This window comes from Pseudomonas sp. E141 (assembly GCF_052659885.1).
This window is the reverse complement of sequence record NZ_CP084024.1, coordinates 3,677,376-3,692,900: the sequence shown is the minus strand read 5'-3', so window position 1 is coordinate 3,692,900 and position 15,525 is coordinate 3,677,376. Positions and strand designations below refer to the sequence as shown.

Annotated in this window: 14 protein-coding genes; all 14 read right to left on the bottom strand. The window is 62.4% G+C overall.

All coding sequences use genetic code 11. The features are described from left to right. Nucleotides 1-2: 2 nt before the first annotated feature. The gene (locus GKKCFE_RS16425; RefSeq protein ID WP_445576848.1) at nucleotides 3-692 is read right to left on the bottom strand and encodes an N-acetyltransferase; all 690 of its coding nucleotides are present in this window, start codon (nucleotides 690-692) and stop codon (nucleotides 3-5) included. Nucleotides 693-906: 214 nt separating this feature from the next. Then, nucleotides 907-1,596: an N-acetyltransferase gene (locus GKKCFE_RS16420; RefSeq protein WP_445576847.1), complete on the bottom strand. Its 690-nt coding sequence runs from the start codon at nucleotides 1,594-1,596 to the stop codon at nucleotides 907-909. A gap of 239 nt (nucleotides 1,597-1,835) precedes the next feature. Next, nucleotides 1,836-3,140, bottom strand: coding sequence for a lipopolysaccharide biosynthesis protein (locus GKKCFE_RS16415; RefSeq protein ID WP_445576846.1), 1,305 nt, complete (start codon nucleotides 3,138-3,140; stop codon nucleotides 1,836-1,838). Continuing rightward, entirely contained in the window at nucleotides 3,137-4,141 is a 1,005-nt protein-coding gene (locus GKKCFE_RS16410; RefSeq protein WP_107322255.1) for a polysaccharide deacetylase family protein, read from the bottom strand. The genes GKKCFE_RS16415 and GKKCFE_RS16410 overlap by 4 nt, the downstream gene beginning before the upstream one ends. Nucleotides 4,142-4,152: 11 nt before the next feature. Beyond that, complete coding sequence (locus GKKCFE_RS16405) at nucleotides 4,153-5,289, bottom strand: glycosyltransferase family 2 protein (protein WP_047228542.1); 1,137 nt, start codon at nucleotides 5,287-5,289, stop codon at nucleotides 4,153-4,155. Continuing rightward, nucleotides 5,282-6,238: a glycosyltransferase gene (locus tag GKKCFE_RS16400; RefSeq protein ID WP_160891307.1), complete on the bottom strand. Its 957-nt coding sequence runs from the start codon at nucleotides 6,236-6,238 to the stop codon at nucleotides 5,282-5,284. Before GKKCFE_RS16400 ends, GKKCFE_RS16405 begins: the two co-directional genes overlap by 8 nt. Further along, the gene (locus GKKCFE_RS16395; RefSeq protein ID WP_445576845.1) at nucleotides 6,235-7,605 is read right to left on the bottom strand and encodes an O-antigen ligase family protein; all 1,371 of its coding nucleotides are present in this window, start codon (nucleotides 7,603-7,605) and stop codon (nucleotides 6,235-6,237) included. The genes GKKCFE_RS16400 and GKKCFE_RS16395 overlap by 4 nt, the downstream gene beginning before the upstream one ends. Continuing rightward, nucleotides 7,602-8,705 (bottom strand): glycosyltransferase family 4 protein, encoded by a 1,104-nt coding sequence (locus GKKCFE_RS16390; RefSeq protein WP_076383949.1) that lies wholly within the window; start codon nucleotides 8,703-8,705, stop codon nucleotides 7,602-7,604. Before GKKCFE_RS16390 ends, GKKCFE_RS16395 begins: the two co-directional genes overlap by 4 nt. Continuing rightward, a complete protein-coding gene (locus tag GKKCFE_RS16385; RefSeq protein WP_047228538.1) occupies nucleotides 8,702-10,294 on the bottom strand; it encodes a GumC family protein in 1,593 nt (530 codons plus the stop codon). The genes GKKCFE_RS16390 and GKKCFE_RS16385 overlap by 4 nt, the downstream gene beginning before the upstream one ends. A gap of 2 nt (nucleotides 10,295-10,296) precedes the next feature. Next, on the bottom strand, nucleotides 10,297-11,364 hold the full coding sequence (locus tag GKKCFE_RS16380) for a polysaccharide biosynthesis/export family protein (protein WP_445576844.1): 1,068 nt from the start codon (nucleotides 11,362-11,364) through the stop codon (nucleotides 10,297-10,299). A 21-nt stretch (nucleotides 11,365-11,385) separates the two neighbouring features. Next, nucleotides 11,386-12,030, bottom strand: coding sequence for a CpsD/CapB family tyrosine-protein kinase (locus tag GKKCFE_RS16375; RefSeq protein ID WP_445576843.1), 645 nt, complete (start codon nucleotides 12,028-12,030; stop codon nucleotides 11,386-11,388). Then, nucleotides 12,031-12,777, bottom strand: coding sequence for a sugar transferase (locus tag GKKCFE_RS16370; protein WP_047228535.1), 747 nt, complete (start codon nucleotides 12,775-12,777; stop codon nucleotides 12,031-12,033). Continuing rightward, a complete protein-coding gene (locus GKKCFE_RS16365) occupies nucleotides 12,774-13,844 on the bottom strand; it encodes an NAD-dependent epimerase (protein WP_107322257.1) in 1,071 nt (356 codons plus the stop codon). Before GKKCFE_RS16365 ends, GKKCFE_RS16370 begins: the two co-directional genes overlap by 4 nt. Then, entirely contained in the window at nucleotides 13,841-15,205 is a 1,365-nt protein-coding gene (locus GKKCFE_RS16360) for a UDP-glucose dehydrogenase family protein (RefSeq protein WP_047228533.1), read from the bottom strand. Before GKKCFE_RS16360 ends, GKKCFE_RS16365 begins: the two co-directional genes overlap by 4 nt. Between the last annotated feature and the right edge of the window lie 320 nt (nucleotides 15,206-15,525).

The window sequence follows — 15,525 nt, the reverse complement described above, 5'->3', positions numbered from 1 at the left end:
CGTCAGGCCGCCGCAGTCGATGCAACCGGCTTGGCCGGTTTACGAAAAGAGTCCAGTATCGAGCCGGTGTAAAACGTGTCACGGAAGAAACGCCAGCTGCCGAACAAGCAATACATATGGGTGATCTGGCCGCGCTCCTGATAGTCCATGCGCAGGTGCAGCTTGGCGGCTGGAATGTTCCGCCGCTCGAAGACGTCGACTACTCTGTTGCAACCCTGCCTGGCCATGGCTTTCCACAGATCCAGCTGGATATCCACCGATAGCTGGGTCCCCCAGTAAGCTCGGTACAGTTCACCGCCGAACTCGAAGAACTCACCCGGTTTGACCGGGAACCAGCAGCGAAAGAAATGGCGGTCGAAATAGTCCCGTGTACTGCCCCAGATGAAAGCGACGGTGTCGCCCTTGTCGTCCAGGTACATCAGTCCGGTGTGGCCTTCGGCAGCCAGTTCGCGCATGGTCTCGACACGGTCGCCAAAGTACCTGGCGAAGGCATCGGCATTGCTGGTGGTAATGGGTTCCCGGCGCAACGGCGTATAGGGCCTGAGGTTGTTAGGCTGTATCGGGCTGACCAGATCGCGTTCCATCCACACCAGTTGCTCGTGGAAATATACGTAGTGTCTGCACAGCTGCTTTAGAACGGCGCGCAGGCCTTTTTTCTGAATGAGATCACGCAATTTTTGCAGAACGTTCATGGTACCTCCTGACGGGGGGCGGGTTGGGGAGTGGCCCCCATCGCGAGCTGGCTCGCGATGGGGTTTTGGCTGACGAGCGCACTCATGCTGATGTCCCCATCAGCCTCCGGCGCATCGGCAGCAAGTCGCTGGGCAGGATGATCTGTGTCTGCCACGGCGCCACACCGCTGAGACGGCAAGGAGCGATACCCTTGGAGCCGGATCGCCATGGACATCAGGCCGCCGCAGTCGATGCAACCGGCGGGACCGGTTTTTGAAAAGCGCCCAGTGCCGAGCCGCGGTAAAACGTGTCGCGGAAAAACCGCCAGCGGCCAAACAGGCAATACACGTGGGTGATTTGGCCGCGCTCGCGATAGTCCATGCGCAGGTGCAGTTTGACGGCTGGAATGTTCTGCAGGTCGCAGACGTCGACTACCTTGTCGCTGCCTTTGTCGGCCATGGTCTTCCAGAGGTCCAGCTGTACGTCCACGGACAACTGGCTGCCCCAATAGGCGCGGATCATTTCCCCGCCGAACTCGAAGAACTCGCCCGGCTTGACCGGGAACCAGCAACCATAGAAGTGGCGGTCGAAATAGTCGCGTTGACTGGCCCAGATGAAGCCGATGGTATCGCCCTTGTCGTCCAGGTACATCAGGCCGGTGTGGCCTTCGGCTGCCAGCTCACGCATGGTCTCGACACGGTCGCCGAAGTGAGTGGCGAAAGCGTCGGCGTTGCTGGTAGTGATGACTTCCCGGCGTACCGGTGCGTAAGGCTTAAGCTTGCAAGGTCGCACAGGACTGACCAGATCACGCTCCATCCATATCAGTTGGGAGTGGAAAAACACGTAGTGTCTGCACAGCTGTTTGAACACAGCGCGCAGGCCTTTCTTCTGGATGCGATCACGCAATTTTTGCAGGGACTTCATGGTGCCTCCTGACGGGTGGCTTGTTGGGAGAAAAGGGGCGTGTTCCAGTCCATGGCAAAACAGGGTGTCTCCGGGCAGGAGAAACCCGATCTGATGGGTTTGCATCGGCACCGGGCCGACCCCATCGCGAGCAGGCTCGCTCCCACATTGGAGGTGTAGCGGCCGCAGCTCTTGTGCTCGGCGGCGAGCCACTGTGGGAGCGAGCCTGCTCGCGATGACGATCTGCCTGACGACGGCGTTCATGCGGATTTCCCCATCAGCATCTGCCGCATCGGCAGCAGGTCACTGGGCAGGATGATCAGCGTCTGCCATAGCGCCACGCCGCTGAGGCGGCAGTACATCGCCAGTAGCGCGACGGTCACGGCCATATAGGCGATCGAAGAAGCCGCGGCGGCCCCGACGATGCCGTAACGCGGAATCAGGATCAGGTTCAATGCCAGGTTCAATAACGCTCCCAAACCCATCAGCAGTGAAACCGTGCCGGGCCGGTTCTTGCCCAGCAGATCCAGGCGTAGGATGCTCGCGTAGCACAATCCGAACAGCCCCGGCAGGAGCGCCAGCAAGGCGGGATACGCCGGTTGGTAGGCCGCGCCGAACAGCGTGACGATCAGCCATTCACCAATCAGTGCCATGCCCAGGCAGGCGCCGAGCATGACCGTGGCGGTCAGGCGCAGGGCCAGAGGCGTCAGGCGTTTCATGTCGGAGTCCTGCTGCAGCAAACGCTTCATCAGCGGCGTGGTGACCGCCTCAGGCACAATCAGCAGCAGTTCGGCGGCGGCGCTGGCCATGGCGTAATGGCCCAGGGCAGTGCTGCCCAGCAGGGCGCCGATGAACAGGTAGTCCGAGCGCAGTACCACTTGCTGGAACAGTAAATCGGGGTGGCTGCGGGCACCGTAGCGCAACAGCTCCTTCTGGTTGGAGCGATCCCATTGCAGGGTGAACCTGTGGTCCCGCCGCAGCCAGACCCAACCGGCCAACACCACCAGGCTCAGACCCGCCAGCCAACTGATCAGCGCGGCCTCCAGGGCGGTGTCTTTCCACATCCAGAACAGCGCCAGAAACAGCAACAGCGGCGCCAGGGATTCCATCAGCCGCAGGGCATTGAAGGCACCCACGCCGCCGGACGCATTGTGCAGTGTCAGCAGGCCGCTCTTGAGCACCGTCAACGGCACGGCCAACAGCAGCAGCCACGCCAACAGTCCCAACTGTGTGGTGATGTCCAGTTCGCCGCCGAATTCGCGCACCAGTGCCACCACCAGCACCGTCAATAACCCGGCCAACAGGCAGCCGAAGACCAGCACCTGGCTGAGCAGCAGGCCCATCGAGCGTTGTTGAGCCGCTTGATAGCCCACGGCCGAATTCAAGCCGCCACTGGTGACGGCGCTGATCAGGTCCGGCAGGGTGCTCAGCAGTGCGAACAGCCCGCGTTCACTGGGCCCCAGGATCCGCGCCAGCAGCACATTGCGCAGCAGGCGCAGGCCGATCATCGCCAGGCGCGTGCCCATGCTCAGCGCCAAGTGCTTGAGGTAGTGGCCGCGGCTCATGGGCGTGTCCCCCGGCGAATGCGCCAGGCCAGCAATTCAGGGTGCTGGGCATTGCGTTGGCTGACGCCGAAGCGTGGCAGGTTCAATGGATCGCCGTCGGTGCGATACAAGCCGGTTTCGGTGCCCAGGGCAAATGGGAAACCGTGGGCTGCCACCTGTTGACGCACGCGCTCATCGTGATCGCCGTTGGGGTAGCAATACACCGGCAGCGGCTGGGCGCAACCGTTCTCCAGGGCCGCCCGACTGCGGCTCAGCTCTTCGTGCAGACGCTGATCATCCAGCGCGGTGAGAATCGCGTGGCTGGCACCGTGGGGGCCGAAGCGGATGAGCCCGGAGTCTTCCAGCATTCGTACCTGGAACCAGTCCAGGGCCTGGGGCTGGGCGCCCGTGGGACAGGCGTCGGTGAGGTCGTTCAAGACCTGCGGGTCAAGGCTCTTGAGGCTCTGCAGATAGTGCATCAGCGACAGGCTGCGGCGCTGCTCATCCAAGTCATCGAGCATCACCGGCAATGGCCGGCCGGCGTGCTGCAAATGCTCGATCAACGAGTGTCGCGCCACTTGGCCATGGCTGCCCCACAGGGTTTCGCCGATGCTTTCCCACCAGAAGTGCTGGCGGCTGCCGATGAAGTCGGTGGACAGGAAAATACTCGCCGGCACCTGGTATTGGCGCAGCAAAGGAAAGGCATTCATCGCGTTGTCGCGCCAGCCGTCGTCGAAGGTCAGCGCCACTCGCGGGCGATTCGGGACGCTTTCAGGATCGGCCAGCAGCAGGCTCATCAAGGGCACGCATTCGAAATAGCGTTGCAGCCAGATCAGCAAGCGCTCGAAAGCCTCAGGTCCCACGCACAATTCGTTGCGATGGGGCAGCTCGGCGGCGCGGTCATTGTTAAGGACCCGGTGCAGCATCAGAATCACGCCGGCGCCACGCAACGGACCACGGCCCAGGGACGTGTTCAGGTACAGCCAGCCGCCGGTGCGCTTGCAGACTTGTTTGATGGACATGGGCCGTCTCCTTAGCGGTTCTGCTCGGGGTTCCATTGGCTATAACGATGACCTCGCAGAAACTGCCACAGCCCGATGCTCATGCCCGCCAGCGTCACCAGCACGAACGCCGCCAGGCGAAAGGGCCTGGGCAATCGGTGGCCTACGTCCAGTAAGCCGATCATTGCAATGGCGTAGCCGAGCAGTTGCGCCACCAGGCTCAAGCGATAGAACAGATGTTCATTCCACAGCCAGGCGTTGCTCAGCAGCAGCGGCAATAGCAACACCGGCGCCAGACGGCGGATCAGTTTGTGACTGATCAGGCCGATGGCGTAGAGCCCGTGACGAAGAGGGTTGAGCAACTGCCGGCGCTGGGCCAGGCTTTGCAGGCCGCCAACGGTGACCCGCTGGCGACGGCGAAACTGTTTGTCGGCTTCGTCCACGCCTTGATCGGTGACCCGGGCCAGTGGCGCATACACGATGGACTTGCCCGCCGCCGGCGCACAGGTGCTGAGGAAGAAGTCGTCGTTGACCTGCGCCGGTATGGGTTCAAACAGTTCGCGCCGCAGGGCCAGCAAGGCGCCGTCGGCCGAGACCATGCAACCTGTGCGGCTCTCTACCTGACGCAGCCAGCCTTCGTAGTGCCGATACAGGCTATCGCCCAGGCTCAGGCCCTTGCCCGGCACGGGGATTTCCATATGCCCGGCACAGGCGCCGACTTGCGGATCGCCCAGCGGGGCCAACAGGTGGCCAAGGGTATCGGCGGCCCATTGGTTGTCGGCGTCGGTGAACACCAGGATCTCTCCAGTGCTGTGGGCCACGCCGGTATTCAGGGCGGCGGCCTTGCCCTGGCGCGGCAGGTCGAGCACGGTGATGCGCGGGTCGATGACCCGCCGAGCGCAGGCCACTGTGTCGTCGGTGGAGCCGTCGCTGGCCAGGATGATTTGCAGCGAGCGCGCCGGGTAGTCCTGGGCCAGCAAGGTGCGCAGTTTCTCTTCGATGTGCCGTGCCTCGTTGTGGGCGGCAATGACAATGCTGACGTCCATCGGCAACGCCGGCCCGTAGCGCCGGAGTGGAAAAAGTGGCGCCAGCAGACTCAGCATCAACGGATAACCGAGGTAGGCGTACACCGGCAGCAACAGGCACGACCAGTAAAGAAATTCAGCCACGGGCAGGTCTCCTGACGTTCCAATGACATAGGTTGAGAAGCAATGCGGCGCCGGTCAGGTGCAAGCGCACCCCGTGCAAGGCCCACAGTTGCAGCGTCAGGCGCAGGTCACGCCCGCTTTGACGCAGACTGAGGAACAACGCGGGCAGAGAGGTCAGCAACAGCAGCATCAGCGCGATGCGCGGCTGGCCCTGGAACAGAGCGACCAACGCCAGAAAGTCCAGGCCCCAGGCACCGATGGACATCGCCGGAAAACGCAGCAGGCGCAGACTCGGACCATGGCTGCGCAGCAACTGCAAATGGCTGCCCTGGCGCCACAGTTCCTTGCTCATCCACTCCCGCCAACTGCCTTCGTAACCCCAATGCAGGGCCACGTTTTCATTGACCAGCAGCAACTGCGCCCCGGCGTTGCGCAGGCGCAGGGAAAAATCCTTGTCTTCGCCCGTGCGCAGGGTTTCGTCGAACCCCCCGACCTGCTCAAACCACTGGCGACGCAACAACAGGTTGGCGCTGGGCAGCCACTGCACCCGGTGCAAGGGACGCGAGCCTGGCCGTTGGCTGCGGCGTTGCCAGGCTTGAGCGAACCAAGGCGCCTGAGCGGGGGTGTCCAGGTCCAGGCCCAGCACATCGCCCTGGCCTTGGAGTTCCAGCAGCAGCTTGAGCCAGTTGGCCGGCATCTCGATGTCGGCGTCGATGAACGCCAGCCATTCCCCATGGGCGATGGCCGCACCGCGGTTGCGCAGGGCGCCGATGTGCACGCCGGGCACGATCAGCACGCGCGCCCCCAGTTCGTTGGCAATGCGCGGCCCATGATCGTCCGAGCCGTTGTCCACCACGATCAACTCACAGTCCAGTTGCGCCTGGCGAGCGGCTTCCTGCGCCGCCAGCAACGTACGGCCAATGTGTCGGGCCTCGTTGAACATCGGGATCACAATGCTGATGCGGCTCATGGACGGGCCTCCTGCGGTGTTGCCTGTTCGGCGTCGTAGCGCAACACGCTGGTGATGGCGAGCATGATCCACAGCAACTTATGGTTGGGGGCGCTGAGGAACATCAAAAACAGCGCCAGCGACAGGAAACTCATGCCCAGGTGCGTCAGCAGGTCCGCCTGCACCCAGTCCCGACGTTGCAACCAGAGCTGGCGGGCGCGCCACAGGTTGTAGAGGCCCAGGCCGATCATGCCGACGAACATCAGCCCGCCAGGGATGCCGATCTCGCTGAAGATTTCCAGGTAAGTGTTGTGGGCCCGGCGATACAGATCCCCCAGCTTGCGATTGGCCGAGAACGCCTTGGCGTAGCCTGTGGGGGCGTAGTGCAGCGGGAACGTGCCCGGGCCGCTGCCCAGCACCGGGTTATCGCGGATCATTTTGCTGCCGACCACGATGTACGAGGCACGACGGCCCAGGGATTCGTCTTTGTGGGCACTGGCGCCGGCGCTGAGGATGCTCAGCGACTGGATGCGCGCCACGTAGCCGGCCGGCATCACCGCAATCACCAAGGGAATCATGATTGCCAGCCCGAGCATGGCGAAGCCCAGGTGTCGCGGGCGGATGCGCGGCATTTGGGCACGATAGTGATAGAGGCCAATCACCAGGCTAAGCAACAGCACCACCAGCCCCGAGCGCGATTCGGTCTTGGTCATGCCGCCCAGCAGCAGGATGAAACAGCCACCCCAGAACAATCGGTGTAGCAGGTTCGGGCTGCGCAACACCAGCAACAACGCCATCGGCACGGTAAAGGCGATCAACAGGGCAAAGGCGTTCGGGTCTTCCAGCAGGCCGGATGCGCGGCCCTGGTCCTGGTATTTGACCGAAAACATTGCCAGCACGCAGGTGGTGGTCACGCTCAGGGTCATCAGTCGGCAGAACAGGTCCAGGTTCAGCTCGCGCCCGATCAGCAGGGTAATCACGAACAGAATCAGCCCTACCATCAGTTCGCGCAGATGGGTCATGGACAGGCCCAGGTTCTGCGACAGCATCAGGCTCAGGCCATAGAGCATCATGAAGGCGATCAGCGGCCGCCAGATATTGCTGCGCAAGCGTGATGAGGGAATCTGGCGCAGGGCCAGTTGCAGCATCAGGATCAGAATCAGCGCCACGCCGAAGAATTTGCTGCCCGAAAAAGCGTTCTCCTTGAACAGACCTTCGAACGGCACCAGCGCCGCAATGCCCAGCAAGCCCCAGCCGGGTTTGCGGTACAGCACGGCGACGCCCACCAGGCCGAGCACCGCTCCCGGCGCCAGGAAGGGATAGGGGCTGGCCAGCAACGCCAGGCAAACCAGGCCCAGCAGACTGACGATCGAGAGCGGGACAATCATGGACGAGCCTCCCGTGCCGTGCGGATATAGAGCTGCGACCAGCGTTCGGCCAGGGCGCGCAGGTCATAACGGTCCCGTTGGGTACGGCGCGCGTTATCGGCCAGAATCCGCGCCAGGGGCGGTTCGCCAAACAGTGTTTCGATCTGCCGGGCCAGTTCGGCGCTGTCGGCCGGCGTCGCGAGCAGGCCGTTGTGGCGATCCTGCAGCACATCGGGAATGCCCCCCACTCCGAACGCCACCACCGGCACTCCGGCCTGCATCGCTTCGAGCAGAATCATCGGCGTGCCTTCTGTGCGCGAACTGATGACCAGCGCGTCGAGCTGACTCCACCAGGGGTTCATGTCGGTCTGATAGCCGGGCAGCTCGATGCGAGTAGGTAGGCCCGCGTCGGCAATGCGCTTGAGCAAGGCCTGACGTTCCGGGCCGTCGCCGAGCATCACCGCGTGCAGCGATGCATGCCGCTGGCACAGGGGGATCATGGCGTCGAGGAACAGGTCCGGGCCTTTCTCGTGGCTCAAGCGACCGACGTAGCCGACCCGCCAGCGCAGCCGGTCGTCACGATGAGGCAGCGGTGCTGTGATCGACGGCAGGCCGTTGGGGATCACGTCGAGTTTTTCCGCGCGCACGCTGGCCTGGCGGTGCAGCACGGCAATGCTTTCGGCCACGCAGACCACGCGCTTGACCGAGGCGGTGCGGCACAGTTGCAGGCTCAGCCACGTGTAGAATCGCTGCTTGGTGCTGCGAGGCGTAAAGCCGTGCTGAGTGATGACCAGGGGCAAGCGCAGCAGCGTGGCCGCAGCCCAGCCGAACAGCAGGCCCTTGAAGTTATGGGTATTGATCAGCGGCTGCTCGTCCCGTCGCTGGCGCAGGTGCTGCAACAGCTCGGCCCAACTGGCGCAGTGGCGGCAATCGACCCCGGCCTGGCGAAAGCGCGTGATCAAGGTCGGCGGCGCTGCCAGGAACAGCACCTGGTGCTGCCCTGGCGTGGCCAGGCAATGATCGAGCAACATCCGCTCGGCCCCGTAGAAGCCGCCGCTGTCGAGCAAATGAATGATCGGCAGGGCGCTGCTGCGGCAGGTCGGGCCAATCGGCGCGTTCAATTGCGCACCCAATGGACAAGGCTGGGCAGGCTCCAATTGCGGTGCGGGTTGACCTGTTCGGGGTTCTGCTCGTTGATCACCAGCAACACCGGTACATCCAGTTGCTGGGTAATCTGGGCAGGGTGCTTGAAGCGATGGTCGAAGAACTCACGCACATAGACCAGGGCGATCGCCAGGAGCAAGCCGCTGAACAGACCGAACGCAATAATCAGCATCGGCTTGGGAAACGCCGGGGCGGTCGGTTCGAACGGCGGGCTGAGGACGCGAGCATTGGACAGGTCGTTGTCCAGCGCGCGGGCGGTGCTGCTCTCGGCGAACCGCTGGGCGTAGGTGGAAAATGCCGCATGCAGGGCATTGATCTCGGTGTCCATCTGCCGCAGCTTGCTCTGGGTTTGCTGCAACTGATGGATACGCTCCTTGAACTCGGCGATGCGCGCGGTTTTCTGGTCGATCACCGAGCTGACGACTGCCAGGTCGTTGGTGCGTTCCTGGATGCGGTTGCTCACCACTTTGAGAAACTGCTGGCGGGTGCGCGCGATCTGCTCCCGAGTCAACAGCATCGGCTCGCTGCCGGGCTGGAAGATCGCCAGATCATTCATGTAGCGGCTGACCTGAGTGGTCAGTTGCTCGCCCAGTTGTTTGATTTCCCGGTCTTCGAAGGCGATGTTGTCCATGGTGGTGGTGAAGGTGAACGGGAAGGTGTAGTCGTTGAACCGTGAGTTGTTCGCCGCTGCCAGGCTGGTCTTGAGGTAATCAAGCCAGCGTTGGCTTTGCAGCAGACGATCGCGGTACAGGTTCAAGGCCTGTTCTTCGGTGTTGATGGCGTTCAGGCGGAAGGTGATCTCCTCTTTGGGATCGGAGGAGCTGACGTCTTCAAGCAGCGCCAGGCGGGTGCCCTCCAGTCCGTCGAGGCGTGTCTGGTACTGGGTTTTCTTCTGCTCATAGAAGGCTTGCGGCAGCTCGATCGATTGCAGGTCCTGGCGACCGGAGAGGTAGTTCTCCAGCAGTTGCGCCACGAACCGGGTGCCCTGGGCCGGGTCGCCGAAGCTGTAGACGATGGAGATGACGTTGGAGCCTGGCAGGGTTTCGATTTTCAGGTTGGCGATGGCTTCGTCGGTCAGCATGTCGAGCGTGGTATCTCGCACCGGATCGACTTCCAGCCCCAGGCCGTCGCGCAGCGGGTTGACGACGTACTCGCGCAGCGGCGTGGTGACATAGTGCTTGAGCGGCTCGCTCACCCATTTGTTGAAGATGCCGGGGCTAGGGGTGTACTCGCCCTGATCGCGCAGGGTGCTGATGGTCTGCCGGATCAGGGCCGGCGAGCGCAGGATATTGCTCTCGGTTTCCATGTCCGCCAGGGACGGTGGAATGAAGGTGGCGTCTTCCTGGTTCAGCGACGTGGTGGCGTCGCCCTGGGAGAGTTTTTTCGACTGGACGATGACCTGGGCGGTGATGTCGAAGCTCTGTTTGAGCATCAACGGCAGCGCCAGGGCGATCACGGCGAAGATCAGGAAGACGCGCTTCACCCACTGCTTGTTGGCGAAGAAAATCCTGAAGAACTCATGCAGATAGTTTTCCTTGGGATTCATGATCAATTACCTGCTGCCGAAGAAGTAGCGCTGCCGTTGTTGTCGGATCTGCCGTCGTCGCCTTTGCTGTCAAGGCGGTAGCCGAAGCTGACCCCCATGCCCTGGAACAGCACCACGTCGGCCAGTTGCCGAGCCATTTCACCGGCTTTGGCCAGCCCGGTCTTGGGCACGAAAAGCATGTCTTCGGGCTGCAGGTAGGCGATCTGCGAGGCGTCACCGCTCAGGGCTTTTTCCACATCATAGTGGCGGGCTTCGACCTGATTGCCGTTGCGGCGCATGATCACCACCGAGTCGAGTCGGGCCTTGACGTTGGTGCCACGGGCCAGGGTCAGGGCCTCGAGGACCGAGATCGGCCGGCGGATCGGGTAGGAACCGGGCTGGGCCACTTCCCCGAGGACATAGATCTCGTTGCCAGCGGTGGATTTGAGCAGCACATCGACGGACATGCGCCCCGGCAATTGGGCGTAGCGCTCGTTAAGGTAGGTTTCCAGTTGATTGACGGTCATGCCTTGCAGCGGCACGGCACCGATTTCGGGGAAGCTTGCGTAACCATCCCGGCCCACGGTGATCTCCCGACTCATGCCGGTGCCCGGGTGGGTCAGGGTGTTGCGCAGTTTTGTCTCGTTGCTCAACGGGCTGGTGACCTGCACCGTCAATTGATTGCGGTTGGGCTGGAACAGCATTTTGCGGTCATAGGCACGCTGTACCTCCAGGCGTGCTTCGTCCGTGGTCAGCCCGGCGATTTTTACCGAGGTGTTGGCCCCCGGCAGTTCGATACTGCCGTCGGGCATTACCTGTTGTGCGCCGTTGAGCTGGCTGGCGGCGGTGAAGTTCAAGGCCACCTGGTCACCCGGCTGGACCCGGTAGGCATCCGACCCGCTGGTGCTGATGTGAAAGATCACATCCAGCACATCCTGGGGACGCAGGGTCTGTTCGACCCGGGGCATGTCGGTGGCCTGGGCGTTGGCCGGTGCCGCCGTAAGGATCTGCACCGGCATGGAGCGGGTTTCGGTGTGGCTGGTGCAACCGGCAAGCGGCAACAGCAGCAGGACAAGCAATCTGGCGTTCATCTCGTCATCCTTTTTGCAGGCTTACAGGTTGTTGTAGAGCCACTTGGGCATGTAGTACTTGCGGCGGTTGAACACGCTGCCCACCACCTTGGCGCCGGCCTGGGTCAGACGCAGGCGAGCGGCCTGGGCCACCTCCCAGCGGGTGTCTTCACCGCGCACCACCAGCACCACACCGTCCACCTGGGTGCTCATGACCAGGGTGTCGCAGGCCGAGTACACCGCGTCAGCGTCGATCACCACAAAGCGGTACTGCCCGGCCAGTTGCTTGAACAGCGGGCGAAGCTGCTCGGGGTTCAGGCGCTCGGCATTACGCCCCAGACGACCGTTGGGCAGCACGTCGAAGGGCAAGCTGGAGGTCTGCACCACGCAGTCCTGCAACAGGGGCGGGGAAAGGCTGTTGAACAGCAGGTCGCTGAAGCCGCGCTCCTTGTGCAGCGACAATTGCTGGCTGAGGTTGCGCGGCGACTGGCTGGCGTCCACCAGCAATACGCGGCCGCTGCTCATCTGCGCCAGTTGAGCGGCCAGGGCCATGGCACTGGTACTGGTTCCGGTGCCGGTGTTGGCGGCCGTCAGAAGCAGAATCCGTATGGATGGGTCAAGCACGGTTGAGGTCAGGTTGGTCTCGCTCGGGCTTGCGATGCTCAGGATATTGGTTGAACCGTCCATTTAACTCGCTCCGTGGCCGCTGAAAACTTTGAAAGGGGTGATCATCAGGATCTTCAAGTCCAGCAACAGGCTTTGTTCGGCGATGTAGCTGAGGTCCAGTTCCACGCGCTGGTCGAAGTCGATGTTGCTGCGCCCGGAGATCTGCCACAGGCCGGTCAGGCCGGGGTAGATGCTCAGGCGGACAAGATGGTTGTCCTTGTAGCGGTAGGCGTTGAACGAGGTCGGCCGCGGGCCGACCAGGCGCATGTCGCCGGTCACCACATTGATCAGGTTGGGTAACTCGTCGAGGCTGCTGCGTCGCAGGAACCGACCGACGGGGGTGATGCGCGGGTCGTTGTCGATCTTGAAGTCGATGGCATCGGCGCCGTGCTTGTTGAGGTGGCGCAGTGATTCTTTGAGCGCCTCGGCATCAGCAACCATGGTGCGGAACTTGTACATGCCAAAGACCCGACCGCGGTATCCGGTGCGTTTCTGCACAAACAGCACTGGACCGGGGCTTGAGAACTTGATCAGCAGGGCCAGGCCCAGCAGCAGCGGGCTGAGCAGTACCAGGATCGACAGCGCGCCGAGACAGGCCACCACCCGATTGGTGCGTGAGACCGTCCAGGGTCGACCGCCGTCGCGACCGGTCAGCCAGCCGCGGCCCTGACGATGGATGGCCGCGTCCAGGCGTCGGCGGTGTTCGGGATCGACACGCTTGTCGCCCCCGCGGGCGGTGATAGGGATGCATTGCTCATGTCGGGTCATAGACTCCTCCGCTGAAGGTTGGTCGCATGCGTTGGGCTGCAAGCGGTGTCGGCGATAGGCAGGGCGTAGTAATCGAGGAACCAGGCAATGAAGCGCCCCAGGCCCTCGTCCAGCTCGATGCGCGGCTGAAAACCGGTGGCCCGCGCCAGGCCGCTGGCATCGGCGCAGGTGTTCAACACGTCCCCTGGTTGCAGGGGCAGCAGTTCGATCCGGGCGGTTTGCCCCAAGTGCTTTTCCAGCAATGCCACATAGGTGCGCAGCGCTACCGGGTGCTGCCCGCCGATGTTGTAGATCCGCCAGGGCGCTGCGCTGGTGGCCGGGTCCGGTTGATCGCGATCCCACTGTGGCGTGGCATGGGGCGGGCGTTCGATCAGCCGGGCGATGCTTTCGACGATGTCGTCGATGTAGGTGAAATCGCGCTGGTGCTCGCCATGGTTGAACAACTGCAACACGCGGCCTTCGGCGATGGCGCGGGCGAACTGGATCGGCGACATGTCCGGCCGGCCCCAGGGGCCGTACACCGTGAAAAACCGCAGGCCGGTGCATGGGATGCCAAACAGATGGCTGTAACTGTGGGCCATCAACTCGTTGGCTTTCTTGCTGGCCGCATACAGCGACAGCGGATGGTCCACGCCGTCCTGTACTGAGTAAGGTGTGCGCTGGTTGGCGCCATACACGGAGCTTGAGGAGGCGTAGATCAGGTGCTTGACCGGATGGCGACGGCAGCTTTCCAGAATGTTCAGGAACCCGCTGAGGTTGCTGTCGACGTAGGCCCGTGGATTCTCCAGGGAATAACGCACGCCGGCTTGGGCGGCGAGATGAATCACCACGTCGGGGCGGTGTGACTGGAACAACTCATCGATGGCCGAGGCGTCGGTCAGGTCCACCCGGGCCAACGCAAAGTCCCCCGCCTGGTCCTTCACCCACGCCACGCGGTCGTGCTTGAGCTGCGGGTCGTAGTAGTCGTTGAAATTGTCCAGCCCCCACACCTGATGGCCGTCGCGCAGCAGCCGCAGCACGCAATGGGCGCCGATGAAACCGGCCGCGCCGGTCACCAGAATGTTCATGCCCGTGGCCCCTGGGTCAGGCTGCTGGGCACGGTGTGACGCAATCCGATGCCGCGATACAAGAGGCCGGCGGCGGCCAGGTGTTCGGGGTTGTACAGGTTGCGGCCATCGATGATGACCCGGGCGCGCAACTTGTTGGCCAACAGAGCGAAATCCACGACCCGGAAGTTCTTCCACTCGGTGCAGATCACCAGGGCGTCTGCATCCTCCAGGGTGTCGTCGCGGGTGGCGCACAGGTTCAGGTCTTTGCGGTAGCCGTAGAGGCGGCGGCATTCGGACATGGCTTCCGGGTCGTAGGCATGGACCCGAGCGCCTTCGCGCCACAGCGCTTCCATCAGGTAGCGGCTGGGGGCTTCGCGCATGTCATCGGTGTTGGGTTTGAAAGCCAGGCCCCAAATCGCAATCGACTTGCCGGCCAGGCCGCCGGAGAACTGTTGCGTCAGTTTCTCGAAGAGAATGTGTCGCTGGCTGTCGTTGACGTCGGTGACACTGCGCAGCAGGCGCAGGGGCATGCCGCTCTGTTCGGCGGTATGCAGCAGGGCGCGCAGGTCCTTGGGAAAGCATGAACCGCCGAAGCCGCACCCGGGGTAGATGAAGTGATAGCCGATACGAGGGTCCGAACCGATGCCCTTGCGTACCGCTTCGATGTCGGCGCCCAGCCTTTCGGTGAGATTGGCCAGTTCGTTCATGAAGCTGATGCGGGTGGCGAGCATGGCGTTGGCCGCGTACTTGGTCAGTTCGGCGCTGCGGTTGTCCATGAACATCAGTTTTTCGCGGTTACGGCAAAAGGGCGCGTACAGCTCGCTCATCTGATCGCGGGCCAGCGGGTCGGCGGTGCCGATGATGATCCGGTCCGGGCGCATGCAGTCGGCCAGGGCGCTGCCTTCCTTGAGAAACTCGGGGTTGGACACCACTCGCACGTTCAGCTGTTGCAGGCCCCGGCGAGCCAATGCCTGATGGGCACATTCGGCGACCTTGTCGGCGGTGCCGACCGGCACCGTGGACTTGATGATCAAGGTGCGGTCGCTGTCCATGAAGTCAGCGATCTGGCGGGTGACCGCCAGTACATGGCTCAGGTCTGCCGAACCGTCTTCATCGGCTGGCGTGCCGACGGCGATGAAAATCAGTTCGCCGTGATTGACCGCATCGCTGGCCTGATCACTGAACAGCAGCCGGCCACTCTTGATGTTCTCTTCGAGCAGTTCGGACAACCCAGGCTCGCTGATCGGTGGCACCGCTTGCTGCAGCTGACGGATCTTGTTGGGGTCAATGTCGATGCACAAAACGCGGTGGCCGACGTCAGCCAACGCAGCCGCTTGAATCAATCCCACATACCCCGTACCAAATACGCTCACATCCATTTTTGGCGTGCCTCGCAAGACGGTTGATGTAACTCGGATGAAACTGTTTAGAGGGGTATAGCGCAGCTTCAGAAAAGCGTGTCAGCAAAATGACAGTTGTCACTGTTGGCAAACTCGAGAGAACTTGGCCTTTTGATATCAAGTCATTGACTGGTTTAGAAAAGTGCCGTTTTTAAAGGGCTGTAACGGCTTTTAACTAGGCGATGAACGGTATTTATCCATAGATTTTTACGTTTAACTGGCTTCAAGTGTGTCATTTTTGGGCTAACTTTTTTTTGACGCATTGGCCGTTCGTCCCTTTTCTTGCGCTTTGCAAAGCC